The sequence below is a fragment of the Lysobacter koreensis genome, assembly GCF_042677045.1.
In the GTDB taxonomy this organism is placed as follows: Bacteria; Pseudomonadota; Gammaproteobacteria; order Xanthomonadales; family Xanthomonadaceae; genus Lysobacter_K; species Lysobacter_K koreensis.
The window spans coordinates 905,237-918,426 of sequence record NZ_JBHTIH010000003.1 but is presented as its reverse complement, the minus strand read 5'-3'; the positions used below and the strand labels follow the sequence as shown (position 1 = coordinate 918,426).

The window sequence follows — 13,190 nt, the reverse complement described above, 5'->3', positions numbered from 1 at the left end:
CTCGTCGGCTAGGCGTGAAGGCCCGGGATCTCCCGGGCCTTCTTTTTTTGCGCGCTGCGTGGGCTTTGCTCTTGAAAAAGTCGCCTCGTGCAGGCGTGTGCTGTTTGAACGCTGCGGCCCGGCACCGTGACGAAACCGTTCAGTGGCTGCCGCGAGGCGATTGTTAGACTCCGGCCAGCCTTCGATCCCCCACTGTGGCCCCCGCCGCAGTCCCGCCTGGAACCCCGCGATGACCCTACGCCCGCTTGCCTGTGCCCTCGCCCTGAGCCTGATCGCCGGCCTCGCCTCGCCGTCCGCCGAAGCCCAAAAGAAGAAGCGCGCTGCCAAGGCCAAGGCCCCGGCCGTCGCTGCCGCCTGCACCGACTTCTACGGCAGCGCCAATGCCGACTGGCTCAAGGCCAACACGCTGTTGCCCGGCGTGCCCTCCCTGTCGGCGCTGGAGCAGCTCAGCGATCGCGCGCGCGCGCAGCAGGTCGAACTGCTCAACACCGCGATGGCCGCACCGCAGGGCAACGTGCAGAAGCTGCTCGGCGACTTCTGGGCCAGCGGCCTGGACGAGGCCTCGGTCGAGCGCGACGGTGCCAACCCGGTGGCGCCGCTGCTGGCACGCATCAACGCGATCAAGAAGGCCAAGGACGTGCCGGCCTCGATCGCCGCGCTGCACCAGGTCGGCATCCCGGTCGCGTTCAATTTCGGCGCCGACGTCGACCTCCAGGACCTCGGCCGCCACATCGGCTACTTCAGCCAAGGCGGCCTGGGCCTGTCCGACCCGGCCTTCTACACCCGCACCGATGCCGAAACGCGCGCGGTGCTTGGCCACTACAACAACTACGTGCAGAAGATCCTCGCGCTGACCGGCACCCCGCAGGCGCAGCTGGCCGCCGAGGCCCAGCAGGTGATCGATCTGGAGACCCGCATCGCGCAGTCGTCCAAGCCGCTCGCGCAGTTGCGCGATCCGCGCGCCAACTACGCCCCAGTCGCCACCGCCACCCTGGCCAAGACCTACAAGCGCCTGCAGCTGGCCGAGTTCCTCAAGGCCCAGGGCGTGACCGACGACAGCGTGTCGATCGCCAACCCGGCGCTGTTCGCGCAGCTTGACGCGCTGGTCGGCGGGCTCAAGCCGGCGCAGTGGAAGACCTACCTGCGCTGGCGCGTCGGCGACGCGATGGCGCCGTACCTGGCCAAGCCATGGCGTGACGCGCACTTCGACTTCCGCGGCCGCATGCTTGCCGGCCAGGCCGCGCCGGCGCCCCGCCAGCAGCAGGTGCTGGACGCGATCAACCTGGCCGCCGGCCCGATGCTGGGGCGCGAGTACGTCGGCCGCTACCTGCCCGCGGCCAACAAGGCACGCGCCGAGGAAATCGCCACCAACGTGCGTGCCGCGCTGGGCGCCGCGCTCGACCGCGACCCGCGGCTGGGCGCAGCCGCCAAGGCCGAAGCCCGCGCCAAGCTGGCCAACCTCAAGATCGAGATCGGCGCGCCGAAGCGCGACCTCGACTACACCGTGCAACCGATGGGCCGTGGCAGCTACGGCGGCAACATCCTGATCGCGTCGACCTGGCACCACCGCGAGGAAATGAAGCGCATCGGCCGCGGCAACGCCGACCGCCGCTGGGACGTGCTGCCGCAGCAGCCGGCGCTGGCGTACGACCTCGCCCAGAACCGCCTGATCGTCACCGCCGCGATGCTGCAGCCGCCGGTGCTCGACCTCAGCCGCGAAACCGCCGCGCAGTACGGCGCCTACGGCGCGCTGGTGGGCCACGAACTGAGCCACGGCTTCGACAGCCGCGGCCGCATGGTCGATGCCAGGGCCGAGGTCCGCGACTGGTGGACGCCGGCCGAGATCGGCGCGTGGGAAGCCTTGGGCAACCGGGTCAGCGCGCAGTACGGCGGCTTCGCGTATCCGGAGCTCAGCGGGATCCGGCTCAACGGCAGCCAGACCCGCGACGAGAACATTGCCGACCTCGCCGGCGTCGAGCTGGCATGGGCGGCCTACAACGCCGCGCAACCGGCGGCCACCAAGGAAGCCAAGCAGGCGTTCTACAAGGGCTGGGCGAGCCTGTGGCCGCAGCAGCTGACCACCGACGCGGCCACCCAACACGCCGCGCGCAACGTGCATGCGCCGGGGCAATGGCGCGCCAACGGGCCGGTGATGAACCTGGCCAGCTTCGGCGAAGCCTACGGCTGCAAGGCCGGCACGCCGATGCAGCTCCAGGCCGAGCAGCAGATCAGGATCTGGCCGTAAACCGGGCGTAGTGGCCCATGGCAGAACGGCGGGGTGACCCGCGCCGTTCTGCTTTCTGCGTCTCCGCGCCAATGCGGATTGCGCAGTCTCGCGGATCCTGAGTCAGCGCACGATCCGCGGTCGCGGCGGCCGACGCTTGCCAAACGGCGGCTGCCCGCGCCAGTAACGGATCAGCAGCCAGCCAAACAGCATCCCGCCCAAGTGCGCGAAGTGGGCCACGCCTGGCATCGTGCCGGTGATGCCCATCAACAGCTCGATGACGCCATAGACGATCACCAGCGTGCGCGCCTTCATTGGGATCGGCGGGATCAACAGCATCACCCGCTGCTGCGGGAACAACATGCCGTAGGCGAGCAGCAACCCGAAGATGCCGCCGGACGCGCCGACCGTCGGGTAGGCCTCGCCGCCCTGCGACATCGTCCACGCGCCGACCGCCAGCTGGCACAGCGCCGCGCCGACCACGCACACCAGGTAGTAGGTCAGGAAGCGGCGGTCGCCCCAGGTGTGCTCCAGCGGCGCGCCGAACATCAACAGCGCCAGCATGTTGAACAGCAGGTGGGCAAAGCCGCCGTGCATGAAGCCGTAGGTCAGCAGTTGCCACGGCAGGAAGCCGCTGCCCGCGTAGGGATCGTTGCCGCTGCCCAGCGGCCACAGCTCGAACGCGGCGAGCGCGGCGTCACCGAGCGTCAGTTGCAGCACGAACACCAGGCCATTGGCGATCATCAAGGCCCGTGTCACGGGCGGCAGGTTGGCGAACATCGCGACTCCTTGGGGGAGCGCACATGGTAGCCGCTGCGCCAGCCGCCGGCTTCGAACCGGTGGTTCAACCCGGCGCCAAACCCCGCCTCAACGGGCCACGGGCTTGCCGGCACGCGGCTTGCGATTGGCGGCCGTCGCCTTGGCACGTGCCGGCGCCGCCGGTGGCGCGCCCCACACCTGCTCGTCCAGGGTCGCCGCCGCGCGCACCCCGCGCACCCGGCCGGACTCCACCGTCAAGCCTTCGCTGCGCAGGCGCTGGCACTGCTCGTCGAACGGCTGCGAACCTTGCGGGAACGCGACCTTGCCGTCCGAACGCAGCACCCGGTGCCAGGGCAGCTTGCGGTCGCTGTTCTGGCTCAACAGCCGCGCCACCAGCCGCGCGCGCCCGGGCAGCCCGGCCCGGCGCGCGACCTCGCCGTAGCCGGCGACCTGGCCACGCGGGATGGCGCGGATCACGGCGAATATGCGTTCGGCGGCGACGTGTGCATCCATCGCGGTAGCATAGCCGCCTGCCCCTGGATGGAGCCTGCGATGCGCAACTTCGAATCGATCCGCCGCCACCTGAAAACCGCCGGCTTCAACACGACGTCGCACGACGAAGACGTGGTCTGCATCGAACTGTCGCTCGAACAGGGCACGCGCCACCAGGCGATCTTCCTGTCCGAACTCGACGACGACGACGGCCGCCCCTACCTGCGCGTGAGTACCGCGGTCGCGCCGACCACCGGCCTGGATGCGCGCCGCGCGCTGGTGTTCAACTGGCAGAGCCGCGTGGGCTACCTGGCGATCGGCGACCTCGACGGCGTGCCCTACCTGCAGCTGTGCGAGAACCGTCCGTACGAAGGCCTGGATGCGGCGGAAGTCGATCGCCTGGTGCTGGAGATCGGCGGGCTTGGGGATCGCATGGAACGGATGATGTCGGCCGGCGGCGATTTGCTCTGAGGGCAAGCCGCCCTGCTGCCGCCGAAACGACGAAGGCCCGCTTGCGCGGGCCTTCTGCTTTCTTGCCGTCGTGCCGCGCGACGGCCGTGGCTACACCCAGCCCATCAGCTTGAACAACTGGAAGAAGCCGTAGGCGATGCCGCCGGCGGCGGGAATCGTCAGGATCCACGCCCAGATCATCTTCTCGACCACGGTCCACTTGATCGAGTTGAAGCGCTTGGCGGTGCCCACGCCCATGATCGCCGACGAGATGTTGTGCGTGGTCGACACCGGGATGCCCAGCGACGACGCCAGGAAGATCACCGACGCCGCGCTGCTCTCGGCCGCGAAGCCGTGGATCGGGTGCAGCTTGACCAGCTTGTGGCCCAGCGTCTTGATGATCCGCCAGCCACCGGCGGCGGTGCCTGCAGCCATCACCACGGCGCAGGTGAGCTTGATCCACAGGTCGATGTCGTTGTTGGCGATCGCGCCCGGCGACGGGTGCAGGAACGCCAGCCACGCCGGCAGGTTGTCGAGCGTGCCGTCGGCCTGTGCCGCGACCAGCGTCAGGGCGACGATGCCCATGGTCTTCTGCGCGTCGTTGGAACCGTGCGCCAGGCCCATGCCGGCGGCACTGACCAGCTGCGCCTTGCCGAAGAAACTGTTGACCCAGCGCGGCCGCGCCAGGCGCCGCAGCAGTCCGCCGCTGCGCGCCATCAGCGAGACCAGCGCGAACAGCACGCCCATCAGCAGGAAACCGGTGGTGAAACCCAGCAGCGGCGAGCTGAACATCGGCACGACCACCTTCCACAGCACGCCGGCGCTCTTGTACCAGGGCTCGGCGGGGCTGGACCAGACGATCGCGTCGACGTTGTCCATCGCCGCGGCGAACGCGGCGCCGCACAGGCCGCCGATCAACGCATGCGACGACGACGACGGCAGCCCCTTCCACCAGGTGATCAGGTTCCAGACGATGCCGCCGAGCAGCGCGCACAGGATCAGCTGCGAACTGACGTTGACCACTTCAGTGTCGATGATCCCGGACGCCACGGTCTTGGCGACCGCGGTGCCCAGCAGCGCGCCGACCAGGTTGGTGGCCGCGGCCAAGCCGACCGCCTGCATCGGCGACAGCACCTTGGTCGCGACCACGGTCGCGATCGAGTTTGCGGTGTCGTGGAAGCCGTTGATGTACTCGAAGATCAGCGCCGCAAGCACGACGACCAGGACCAGGGTCAGCATCGATGCATCTCCATCCAATGCCGCCCGTTACGAGTTCTTGAGGACGATTTCGTACGCCACCACGCCGGCCTCGCGGCAGCGGTCGATGGCTTTCTCGAGGATCTCGAAGAACTCCTTGAGCAGGAACATCTGCAGGTGGTCGAGCTTGCCCGAGTAGATGTCGCGGTACAGCTCCAGCATCAGCCGGTCGGCCTCGTTCTCCAGCGAACGCAGCTTGTCGTTGAGCTCCTTCATCGGCTCCAGCTTCATGCCGCGCAGCAGGTGCACCATCTGCACGACCACGCCGGAGGCCTGCTCGAGCATCGCCGCGCGCGGCGCGAAGTCGATGCCGTCCAGGTGCTGCAGCGCCAGCGAGTAGCGGTCGGCGAATTTCTCGACCTGCTTGGGGATCTTGTACAGCGCCGACCCCAGCGCCTCGATGTCCTCGCGCTCGATCGGGGTGATGAAGCTGTTGACCAGCTCGTGGCTGATCTTGTCAGAGGCCGCGCGCTCACGCTGGCGGGCCAGCTTGAACGCGTCCAGCGGCGGCTGCCGGCTGGTGTCCTTCAGCATCACGTGCAGCGCCTTGGTGCTGTCGTGGGCGGCGACGGCCGCCTCTTCGAGCAGCGTGTAGAACTGCATGCCCTGGCCGAAAATCGTTTGCAGTGAAAACATGTGCAGGCCTCGTGGTACCGGCTGGAAGGTCGTGGGAACGGCAGCGGGCGCGATTATGACGGTTTCGAGACAGTCGCGCGCACCTTCACGAAGGCCGGCTTTGGGCGCCTGCTAAGATCGGGCGCGCTTCTTCACCCCCGCCAGGCCCTCCACTCCATGGAAGACGACACTAAGAAGTCAGCTACCTTGCCGCTGACCCAGCCGCCCCCCCGGCGTACCGCCCCGGCCCTCCCGCAAGGCCCGCAGGAACGGACGCAATGCTGGAACTCCTAGTCGTCCTTGCCCTGATCGTGCTCAACGCCTTCTTCGCGCTGTCGGAGATGGCGTTGATGACCTCGCGCAAGCTGCGCCTCAAGCAGCTGGCGCAGACCAGCCGCGGCGCGCGCAAGGCGCTCGCCCTGGCCGAACACCCCGACAACCTGCTCTCGACCGTGCAGGTCGGCATCACCCTGATCGGCGTGCTGACCGGTGTGTTCGGCGGCGACGCGATCGGCCTGCTGATCGCCGGCTGGATCGAGGGCATCTGGCCGGAAGCGCGCGAGTACGCGCGGGGCATCGGCATCGGCACCGCGGTCGGCCTGATCACCGCCGCGCAGGTCATCTTCGGCGAGCTGATCCCGAAGCGCCTGGCGCTGACCAATCCGGAGGTGATCGCCGCCGCGATCGCGATCCCCCTCGACGGCCTGGCACGGGCCGCCAAGCCGATCGTGTTCACCCTCGGCGCGATCAACCGCCTGGTGCTGCGCCTGCTCGGCATCAAGGACGACGCCCGCAGCGAGATCAGCGAGGAAGAGATCCGCCTGCTGGTGACCGAGAGCCACGAGCAGGGCGTGATCGACGCCGACGAACGCAAGATGATGAACCGCGTGCTCAGCCTCGGCGACCGCACCACCGAGAGCCTGATGACGCCGCGCATGCGCATCGCCTGGCTTGACGCGGGCGCGCCGCTCGAGGAGAACCTGGCCACGATGCGCGAGTCGCCATTTTCGCGGTTCCCGGTCTATCGCGGCAGTGACCAGGACGTGATGGGCATCCTCGAGGCGAAGTCGCTGCTGCGCGATCTCGGCCAGGGCACCCCGCCGGATCTGTTTGCGAACACGCGCGAGGCGCTGTTCGTGTCCGAATCCACCCACGCGCTGAAGCTGCTGGAGATTTTCCGCGAGGAACAGCAGTCGCTGGCGCTGGTGGTCGACGAGTACGGCGACGTCACCGGCCTGGTCACGGTCAACGACCTGATGGGCGCGGTGATCGGCCGCGTGCAGATCGGCACCACGCCATCGGCCGAGTCGGACGACAACGAAGCACCGGTGGTGCAGCGTGCCGACGGTTCCTACCTGATCGACGGCGCGCTGGCGGTCGAGGACCTGCGCGAACTGATCGGCGGCGGGCGTCTGCCCGACGAGGACGAACACGACTTCCACACCGCCGCGGGCATGGTGATTGCGCACTTTGGTCGCATCCCGCACGTCGGCGAGTACTTCGACTGGGCCAAGTGGCGGGTCGAGGTGGTCGACCTCGATGGTCCGCGCATCGACAAGCTGCTGCTGCAGCGGCGCCCCGAGCAGGCCGCCAACGGTGAAGACGAGCATGACTGAGCACGGCCCCCACACCGAGGAGGCCGGCACCCGCGCGCTGCTCGACGCGATCGCCACCGGCGATCCGCAGGAAACACTTAAGCTCGGCGACGTGTTCGCCGGGCTGGGCAAGCGCTCGTTCGGGATGCTGCTGTTCGTGTCCACCCTGCCCGCCTTCATTCCGATCCCGGGCGTGGGCGGCGCGATCAGTGGACCGCTGGTGGTGTTGATCGGCGCGCAATTGCTGGTCGGCCTGCGCAAGCCGTGGCTGCCGAAGTTCATCGCCCGCCGCGGCCCGCACCGGCATGCGGTCGCGCGCTTCCGCGACATGATTTCGCCATGGCTGGCGCGGCTGGAACGCGTGGTCACGCCGCACTCGCCGGCGCTGCTCGACCACCGCGTGGCCAGCGCCTTCACCGGCATGCAATTGGTGCTGCTTGGGCTGCTGTTGTCGCTGCCGATCCCGTTTACCAACTTCGTGTTCGGCGGCCTGCTGCTGCTGTTTGCGTTGGCCCTGCTCGAGCGCGACGGTCGCCTGATGGCCGTGGCCTGGACCGCCGGGGTGATCGCGGTGGCGGTGTTCGGGGTGCTGTCGGGCAACCTGGCGGCGATGGCCGCGCGCTGGGTCGACCTGCTGGTCTAGCGCCGGGGTGGTACGGCGCGGCGCTGATGCCGTAAGCCACGAAAACCACCGCAGAGCAATCCGAGCAGGCTCGGATCTACAAAAGCGCCGGCATCGTTGTTGTAGGGCCGAGCCGGCTCCGCACCGCGTCGCGCAAACAGCCTGCGCAAGGCGAGCAAGCTCGGCTGCAGATGGCCGTCAGCCCAGCAGCGCCAGGAACTCGTCGATCGCCACCGGGTGGCCGAGCCAGTAGCCCTGCGCCAGGTCGCAGCCGCGTTCGCGCAGGATCGCGTACTGGCCTTCCTGCTCGACGCCTTCGGCGACCACGGTGATGCCCAGCGAGTGCGCCATCGCGATGATCGCGGTGGTCAGTGCCAGGTCGTCCGGGTCGCGCAGCACGTCGGCGACGAAGCTGCGGTCGATCTTGACGCCGTCAACCGGCACCCGGCGCAGGTGGCTGAGCCCGGAGAAGCCGGTGCCGAAATCGTCGAGCCAGACCTTCACGCCCATCGTGCGCAGCTTGGTCAACAGCGTGCTCGCATGCGCCTCGTCGCCGATCACCGCCGTTTCGGTCAGCTCGACGTGCAGGCGATCCGCCGGAAGCCCGCTGTCGCGTAGGCAGGCCGACACCACCAGCGGCAGGTCGCCACTGCGCAGTTGCCGCGGCGACACGTTGACCGACACGAACAGCGGCGGGCCGCCAGCGCGGGTGGGCCAGCGCGCGGCGTCGCCGCAGGCCGCGCGCAACACCTGCGGCCCGAGCGTCTCGATCAGCCCACTCTGCTCGGCCACGTCGATGAACACCGATGGTGCGACCTGCCCGTGCTCGGGGTGCAGCCAGCGCAGCAGCGCTTCGGCACCGACCATTACCCCGTCGGACAGCCTGTAGACCGGCTGGTAGGCCAGGCTCAGCTCGCCGCGCTCCCAGGCGCCGCGAAGCTCCTGCTCCAGGTGCATGCGGCGCTCGGCCGCCTGATCCATTACCCGGCTGTAGAACCGGTAGCAGTTCTTCCCGGCGACCTTGGCCTGGTACATCGCGATATCGCCGTTCTTCATCAGCGACAGCGCGCCCGACGCGTCCTCGGGGAACATCGTCACCCCGATCGACGTGCCCAGGAATACCTGCCGGTCGTGCACCAGGATCGGCTGCCCGAGTTCCTCCACCAGCGCTTCAGCCAGCCGGCTGGCGGTCTGGCGCACGTCGCCGCCCTGGCCCTGCCCGGCCTGCACCAGGATCACGAACTCGTCGCCGCCGAAGCGCGCGAGCTTGGCATCGCCGCCGCCCAGCCGCTGCACGGTGTCGCTGATGCGGTTGGAGAACTGCAGCAGCACCTCGTCGCCGGCGTCGTGGCCCAGGGTGTCGTTGACGCGCTTGAAATCGTCGATGTCGGCGAATAGCAGCGCCAGCTGGCGACCGGCGCCGCGTAGCTCCAGCAGGCGCTGGTCGAGGGTCTCGCGGAATGCCAGGCGGTTGGACAAGCCGGTCAACGCATCGGTGTAGGCCATGCGCCGGATCTCGCGGTCGTGGCGGGCCACCGACTGGCCCATGCGCCCGAACGCGCGCATCAGGTCGCCGACCTCGTCATGGCGGTGGCTGACCGGCATGCTGGTGTCGAACTGGCCTTCCTCGATCGCGCGCGCCGAGTCGGCCAGTTGCCGGATCGGGCGCACCAGCGAGCGCTGGATCAGCACCAGCATCAGCCCGCCCAGGCCGACCAGGCCCAGGCTCAGCAAGCCCACCCACAGCAACTGCCGCCGGCCCAGTTCGCTCAGGCGCGTGCGCAGGTCGGCGACCGCGCCGTCCTGGTAGCGCTGCACTTCCAGCAGGTCGAAGCCGACGCGCACGCCGCCAAGGCGCTGGTTGCCGATCATGATCGGCGCGGAGATGTCCATCACCCGCTGGTCGGACTGGGTGTGCAGCGCGCGCGCGGCGATCACTTCGTAGGCCATGGCGTCGTCCATGCGCTTGCCGTAGCTGGGGATCTCCTCGGTGCCGTCGTGCAGCACGTTGCCTTCGACGTCGTAGACGATCAGGTAGCCGATGCCGGGCTGGCGCAGCGTCGCCCGGCCGAGCTCGCCGATCGCGTCCAGGTCGAAGTAGTACAGCGGGTTGCTGAGCGACTCGGCCAGTTGCGCCACCACGCCCTCGCCGCGGCGGTGCAGGGCCGAGTCGACCATGTCGGTCATCGCGTCGCGGCTGACCTCCTCGACCGCGCGCTGCATCCGCGCCTGGCGGACCCACAGCAGGGTCATCAGCGCCAGCACCACCAGCAGCGCCAAGCCCATCATTGCCAGGAACTTGGCCTGCAGCCCGTAGCGCAGGTTCATTCGACGTCCGCCCTCACCCGGCCGACGCCGACGGCGATGTGGTCGAGGGCGTGCTGCGAGGTGGGATCGATCTCCAGGAATCGGGTGGTCTTGAAGAAGCGCAGCAAGGCCTCGCTGGCGTCGGGATCGGCGGCCGCTTCGCTCAGCACCTCGCGCAGTCGCGCCTTGACCTTGGGGTTGAGGTCACCGCGCACCAGTTCCACCGCGCGTGGGTAGTTGGGGGTCATACCGATGACCACCAGGTCGCGGCGGAACGCGACAGGCATGCGCCGGGGGTTGTCCCAGTCCAAGTTGCTCATCACCCCGGCATCGACCAGGCGCTTGTGCACCCAGGTGGCGATGTTGAGTTCCGAGCGCGCAAACAGATAACCGACGACGCCCGAGTCCAGCCGGTCGGTGGGCGAGAGCAGGATTTCCAGCGACAGGCCGCGGTCGAGCAGTTCCGCGGCCGGCACCAGGTAGGCACTGGTCGATGACGGCCGCTGGAACGCGACGCTGTGGCCGCGCAGGTCGTCGAGGGAGCGCAGGCCGCTGTCGCGCCGCGCGAAGAACACGCTGTGGTACTGGCTGGTGCCATCGCGCTCGGTCAGCAGGATCGGCCTGGCCTGCGCGCGCTGCTGCAGCAGCACCGCGGTGCCGGCGGTCTCGCTGACCCAGTCGACCCGACCGCGGCGCAGGTAGCTGGCCATCTGCTGCGGGTCCTTGGCCATCAGGATCCGGCCTTCGCGGATGCCGACATCGGCCATACGCGGCACCACGTAGTCGAGCAGGGGCTTGAGCTGTTCGTAGTGCGCCTTGGGATCGTCGCTGATCCGCCCCAGCACCAGCACCCCGGGGTCGTCGGCGAAGGCCGCTCGCATCGGCAGCGCCAAGGCGAGCGCGATCATGAAGATGGCGATGCGGCGCGCGCTGGCGATCAAGCGGGAAGGCCCGGTCCGGTGTAGTGCCGCAGCCTAATCGAAAGCCGCCGGGGCCGATAGCACCGCCGGCCGGGGCGCCTGGCGGCTATGAGCGGCGTTGGCTGGCGAGCATCGCCATGCGCTGGGCGTCGGCCAGGATGCCGCGCAACAGGCGCACCTCTCGCTCGTCGGGCTGCGCGCGCAGGAACAGCCGCCGCAGCTTGCGCATCGCCGAGTCCGGGGCACGGCCCTTGTGGAAATCGATCGCGTCCAGGGTTTCGCCGAGCTGGCTGAAGAAGCCTTCCATCTGCGCATGCGAGGCCGGCGGTTCCTCGCGCTCCCCGTCCGCCGACACGGGCGCGGCGGCCGCGTCGCCCAGCATCGCCAGGCGCAGCTCGTAGCTGAGCACCTGGACCGCGGCGGCGAGGTTCAGCGAGCTGTAATCGGGATTGGCCGGGATGTGCACGGCGGCGTGGCACAGCTGCAGCTCGTCGTTGCTCAGGCCGGTGCGCTCGCGGCCGAACACCAGCGCGACCTCGGCGCCAGCGGCCGCCTCGGCCACTACGCGCGCGGCGGCATCCCGCGGCAGCAGCTCGTCGAGCGCGACCCGACGGCTGCGCGCGGTGCAGCCCAGCACCCAGCGGCAGTCGGCGATTGCCTCGGCCAAGGTCGCGCAGGTGGTGGCGCCGCTGAGCACGTCGTCGGCGCCGGCGGCGAGCGCGAACGAGTCGACGTTTGGTGCCCGCTCGGGCGCGACCAGCACCAGCCGCGACAGGCCCATAGTCTTCATCGCGCGCGCCGCCGAGCCGATGTTGCCCGGGTGCTGGGTGCCGACCAAGACGATGCGCAGGCGGGATGCGGGGGATAGCGAGGGGGTGGCCGGGGCCGAGTCGTTACTCATGGACGCAATGGTAAACTCCGCGGCCCGGCCCCAGCGCCGGCCTGCTCTTTCACGGCGCCGGCTGCCCAGCAGCCCGCGTTCAAACCAGCCGCTCATCCCCACCTCAACCGTCCGAGGCCGTTCGCCATGCAGAAACCCGCCGTCACCCTCATGGTCAAGGCCGCCCGCGCCGCCGGCAACGTGCTGCTGCGGCACATGTACAAGCTGGACGCGCTGAACGTGGTCGAGAAGGACCGGATGGACTTCGCCAGCGAAGTCGACAGCCTGGCCGAGAAAGAGATCATCAAGGAGTTCCGCCGCTCCACCCCCGATTACGCGATCCTGGCCGAGGAAACCGGCTCGACCGGCCAGAACCGCTTCACCTGGGTGATCGACCCGCTCGACGGCACCAGCAACTACCTGCGTGGCATCCCCCATTTCTGCGTGTCGATCGCGCTGGTCGAGAACGGCGAGCCCGTCCACGGCGTGATCTTCGACCCGCTGCGCAACGAGCTGTTCACCAGCAGCCGCGGCAGCGGCACCGTGCTCAACGACAAGCGCGTGCGCGTGGCCGACCGCAAGGATCTCAACGGCGCGATGCTGGTCACCGGCTTCCCGCCGCGCGAGCGCGCCCGCGCCAGCGCCCAGCTCAAGTGCATCGACACGCTGCTGACCGAGGCCGAGGACATCCGCCGCACCGGTTCGGCCGCGCTCGACTTGGCCTATGTCGCCTGCGGCCGCGCCGACGCCTATTTCGAGGCCGGCGTGAAGCCGTGGGACATCGCCGCCGGCGTGCTGATGGTGCGCGAGGCCGGCGGCAAGGTCAGCGACTTCCGCGGCCGCACCACCGGGCCGATGGACAACCGCGGCCTGGCGGGTCGCCCGCTGATCGCCGGCAACCTGAAGATCAGCGACGTGCTGCAGCAGAAGATCGTCAACACCGGTTACGCCGCCGCGTTTGATTGAGCCGGCGCGCCTGTAGGCCGAGCCTGCTCGGCACACGCAACCACCGATCGGCTCCGAAAAAGAGCGTGCCGAGCAGGCTCGGCACCTACAGACCACAAAAAAG

10 protein-coding genes and 3 pseudogenes are annotated in these 13,190 nt (G+C 69.1%); 5 read left to right on the top strand and 8 right to left on the bottom strand.

Features of this window, described 5'->3' with window-relative positions; genetic code table 11:
* The first annotated feature begins 229 nt into the window (after positions 1 to 229).
* The gene (locus ACFQZQ_RS09555) at positions 230 to 2,245 is read left to right on the top strand and encodes a M13 family metallopeptidase (protein ID WP_386812515.1); all 2,016 of its coding nucleotides are present in this window, start codon (positions 230 to 232) and stop codon (positions 2,243 to 2,245) included.
* A 102-nt stretch (positions 2,246 to 2,347) separates the two neighbouring features.
* Here ACFQZQ_RS09555 and ACFQZQ_RS09550 read toward each other — a convergent pair whose 3' ends face one another.
* Together ACFQZQ_RS09550 and ACFQZQ_RS09545 are read right to left on the bottom strand one after the other, a co-directional pair.
* Positions 2,348 to 3,004: a rhomboid family intramembrane serine protease gene (locus tag ACFQZQ_RS09550; protein ID WP_386812514.1), complete on the bottom strand. Its 657-nt coding sequence runs from the start codon at positions 3,002 to 3,004 to the stop codon at positions 2,348 to 2,350.
* Between the two features lie 168 nt (positions 3,005 to 3,172).
* Positions 3,173 to 3,496 (bottom strand): annotated as a pseudogene (locus ACFQZQ_RS09545) (MGMT family protein); the annotation flags it as partial.
* Positions 3,497 to 3,535: 39 nt separating this feature from the next.
* On the opposite strand from ACFQZQ_RS09545, the gene ACFQZQ_RS09540 reads away from it, so the two are divergent.
* Positions 3,536 to 3,946, top strand: a complete 411-nt coding sequence (locus ACFQZQ_RS09540) for a hypothetical protein (protein ID WP_386812513.1) — start codon at positions 3,536 to 3,538, stop codon at positions 3,944 to 3,946.
* Between the two features lie 90 nt (positions 3,947 to 4,036).
* On the opposite strand, the gene ACFQZQ_RS09535 is transcribed toward ACFQZQ_RS09540, so the two are convergent.
* Complete coding sequence (locus tag ACFQZQ_RS09535; protein WP_386812512.1) at positions 4,037 to 5,164, bottom strand: inorganic phosphate transporter; 1,128 nt, start codon at positions 5,162 to 5,164, stop codon at positions 4,037 to 4,039.
* 27 nt (positions 5,165 to 5,191) lie between these two features.
* Positions 5,192 to 5,818, bottom strand: a complete 627-nt coding sequence (locus ACFQZQ_RS09530) for a DUF47 domain-containing protein (protein WP_386812511.1) — start codon at positions 5,816 to 5,818, stop codon at positions 5,192 to 5,194.
* A gap of 257 nt (positions 5,819 to 6,075) precedes the next feature.
* Here ACFQZQ_RS09530 and ACFQZQ_RS09525 point away from each other — a divergent pair, with 257 nt between their 5' ends.
* A complete protein-coding gene (locus ACFQZQ_RS09525) occupies positions 6,076 to 7,413 on the top strand; it encodes a hemolysin family protein (protein ID WP_386812510.1) in 1,338 nt (445 codons plus the stop codon).
* Positions 7,406 to 8,035, top strand: a complete 630-nt coding sequence (locus ACFQZQ_RS09520) for an exopolysaccharide biosynthesis protein (RefSeq protein ID WP_386812509.1) — start codon at positions 7,406 to 7,408, stop codon at positions 8,033 to 8,035. The genes ACFQZQ_RS09525 and ACFQZQ_RS09520 overlap by 8 nt, the downstream gene beginning before the upstream one ends.
* A 177-nt stretch (positions 8,036 to 8,212) precedes the next feature.
* Here the strand turns inward: ACFQZQ_RS09520 and ACFQZQ_RS14870 are convergent.
* The 4 genes and pseudogenes from ACFQZQ_RS14870 to ACFQZQ_RS09505 all read right to left on the bottom strand — a co-directional run.
* Positions 8,213 to 8,953 (bottom strand): annotated as a pseudogene (locus tag ACFQZQ_RS14870) (putative bifunctional diguanylate cyclase/phosphodiesterase); the annotation flags it as partial.
* A 69-nt stretch (positions 8,954 to 9,022) separates the two neighbouring features.
* Positions 9,023 to 9,712, bottom strand: a pseudogene (locus ACFQZQ_RS14865) (diguanylate cyclase domain-containing protein); the annotation flags it as partial.
* Positions 9,713 to 10,338: 626 nt separating this feature from the next.
* Entirely contained in the window at positions 10,339 to 11,229 is an 891-nt protein-coding gene (locus tag ACFQZQ_RS09510; protein ID WP_386812585.1) for a phosphate/phosphite/phosphonate ABC transporter substrate-binding protein, read from the bottom strand.
* Between the two features lie 118 nt (positions 11,230 to 11,347).
* A complete protein-coding gene (locus tag ACFQZQ_RS09505; protein ID WP_386812507.1) occupies positions 11,348 to 12,142 on the bottom strand; it encodes an RNA methyltransferase in 795 nt (264 codons plus the stop codon).
* A gap of 126 nt (positions 12,143 to 12,268) precedes the next feature.
* Here ACFQZQ_RS09505 and ACFQZQ_RS09500 point away from each other — a divergent pair, with 126 nt between their 5' ends.
* On the top strand, positions 12,269 to 13,087 hold the full coding sequence (locus tag ACFQZQ_RS09500; RefSeq protein WP_386812506.1) for an inositol monophosphatase family protein: 819 nt from the start codon (positions 12,269 to 12,271) through the stop codon (positions 13,085 to 13,087).
* The last annotated feature ends 103 nt before the right edge of the window (positions 13,088 to 13,190 follow it).

Bases quoted from the DNA above. Each gene is read 5' to 3' on its own strand.
- ACFQZQ_RS09550 (WP_386812514.1), bottom strand. From the start codon at position 3,004: ATGTTCGCCAACCTGCCGCCCGTGACACGGGCCTTGATGATCGCCAAT.
- ACFQZQ_RS09555 (WP_386812515.1), top strand. From the start codon at position 230: ATGACCCTACGCCCGCTTGCCTGTGCCCTCGCCCTGAGCCTGATCGCC.
- ACFQZQ_RS09510 (WP_386812585.1), bottom strand. From the start codon at position 11,229: ATGATCGCGCTCGCCTTGGCGCTGCCGATGCGAGCGGCCTTCGCCGAC.
- ACFQZQ_RS09520 (WP_386812509.1), top strand. From the start codon at position 7,406: ATGACTGAGCACGGCCCCCACACCGAGGAGGCCGGCACCCGCGCGCTG.
- ACFQZQ_RS09540 (WP_386812513.1), top strand. From the start codon at position 3,536: ATGCGCAACTTCGAATCGATCCGCCGCCACCTGAAAACCGCCGGCTTC.
- ACFQZQ_RS09535 (WP_386812512.1), bottom strand. From the start codon at position 5,164: ATGCTGACCCTGGTCCTGGTCGTCGTGCTTGCGGCGCTGATCTTCGAG.
- ACFQZQ_RS09500 (WP_386812506.1), top strand. From the start codon at position 12,269: ATGCAGAAACCCGCCGTCACCCTCATGGTCAAGGCCGCCCGCGCCGCC.
- ACFQZQ_RS09530 (WP_386812511.1), bottom strand. From the start codon at position 5,818: ATGTTTTCACTGCAAACGATTTTCGGCCAGGGCATGCAGTTCTACACG.
- ACFQZQ_RS09525 (WP_386812510.1), top strand. From the start codon at position 6,076: ATGCTGGAACTCCTAGTCGTCCTTGCCCTGATCGTGCTCAACGCCTTC.
- ACFQZQ_RS09505 (WP_386812507.1), bottom strand. From the start codon at position 12,142: ATGAGTAACGACTCGGCCCCGGCCACCCCCTCGCTATCCCCCGCATCC.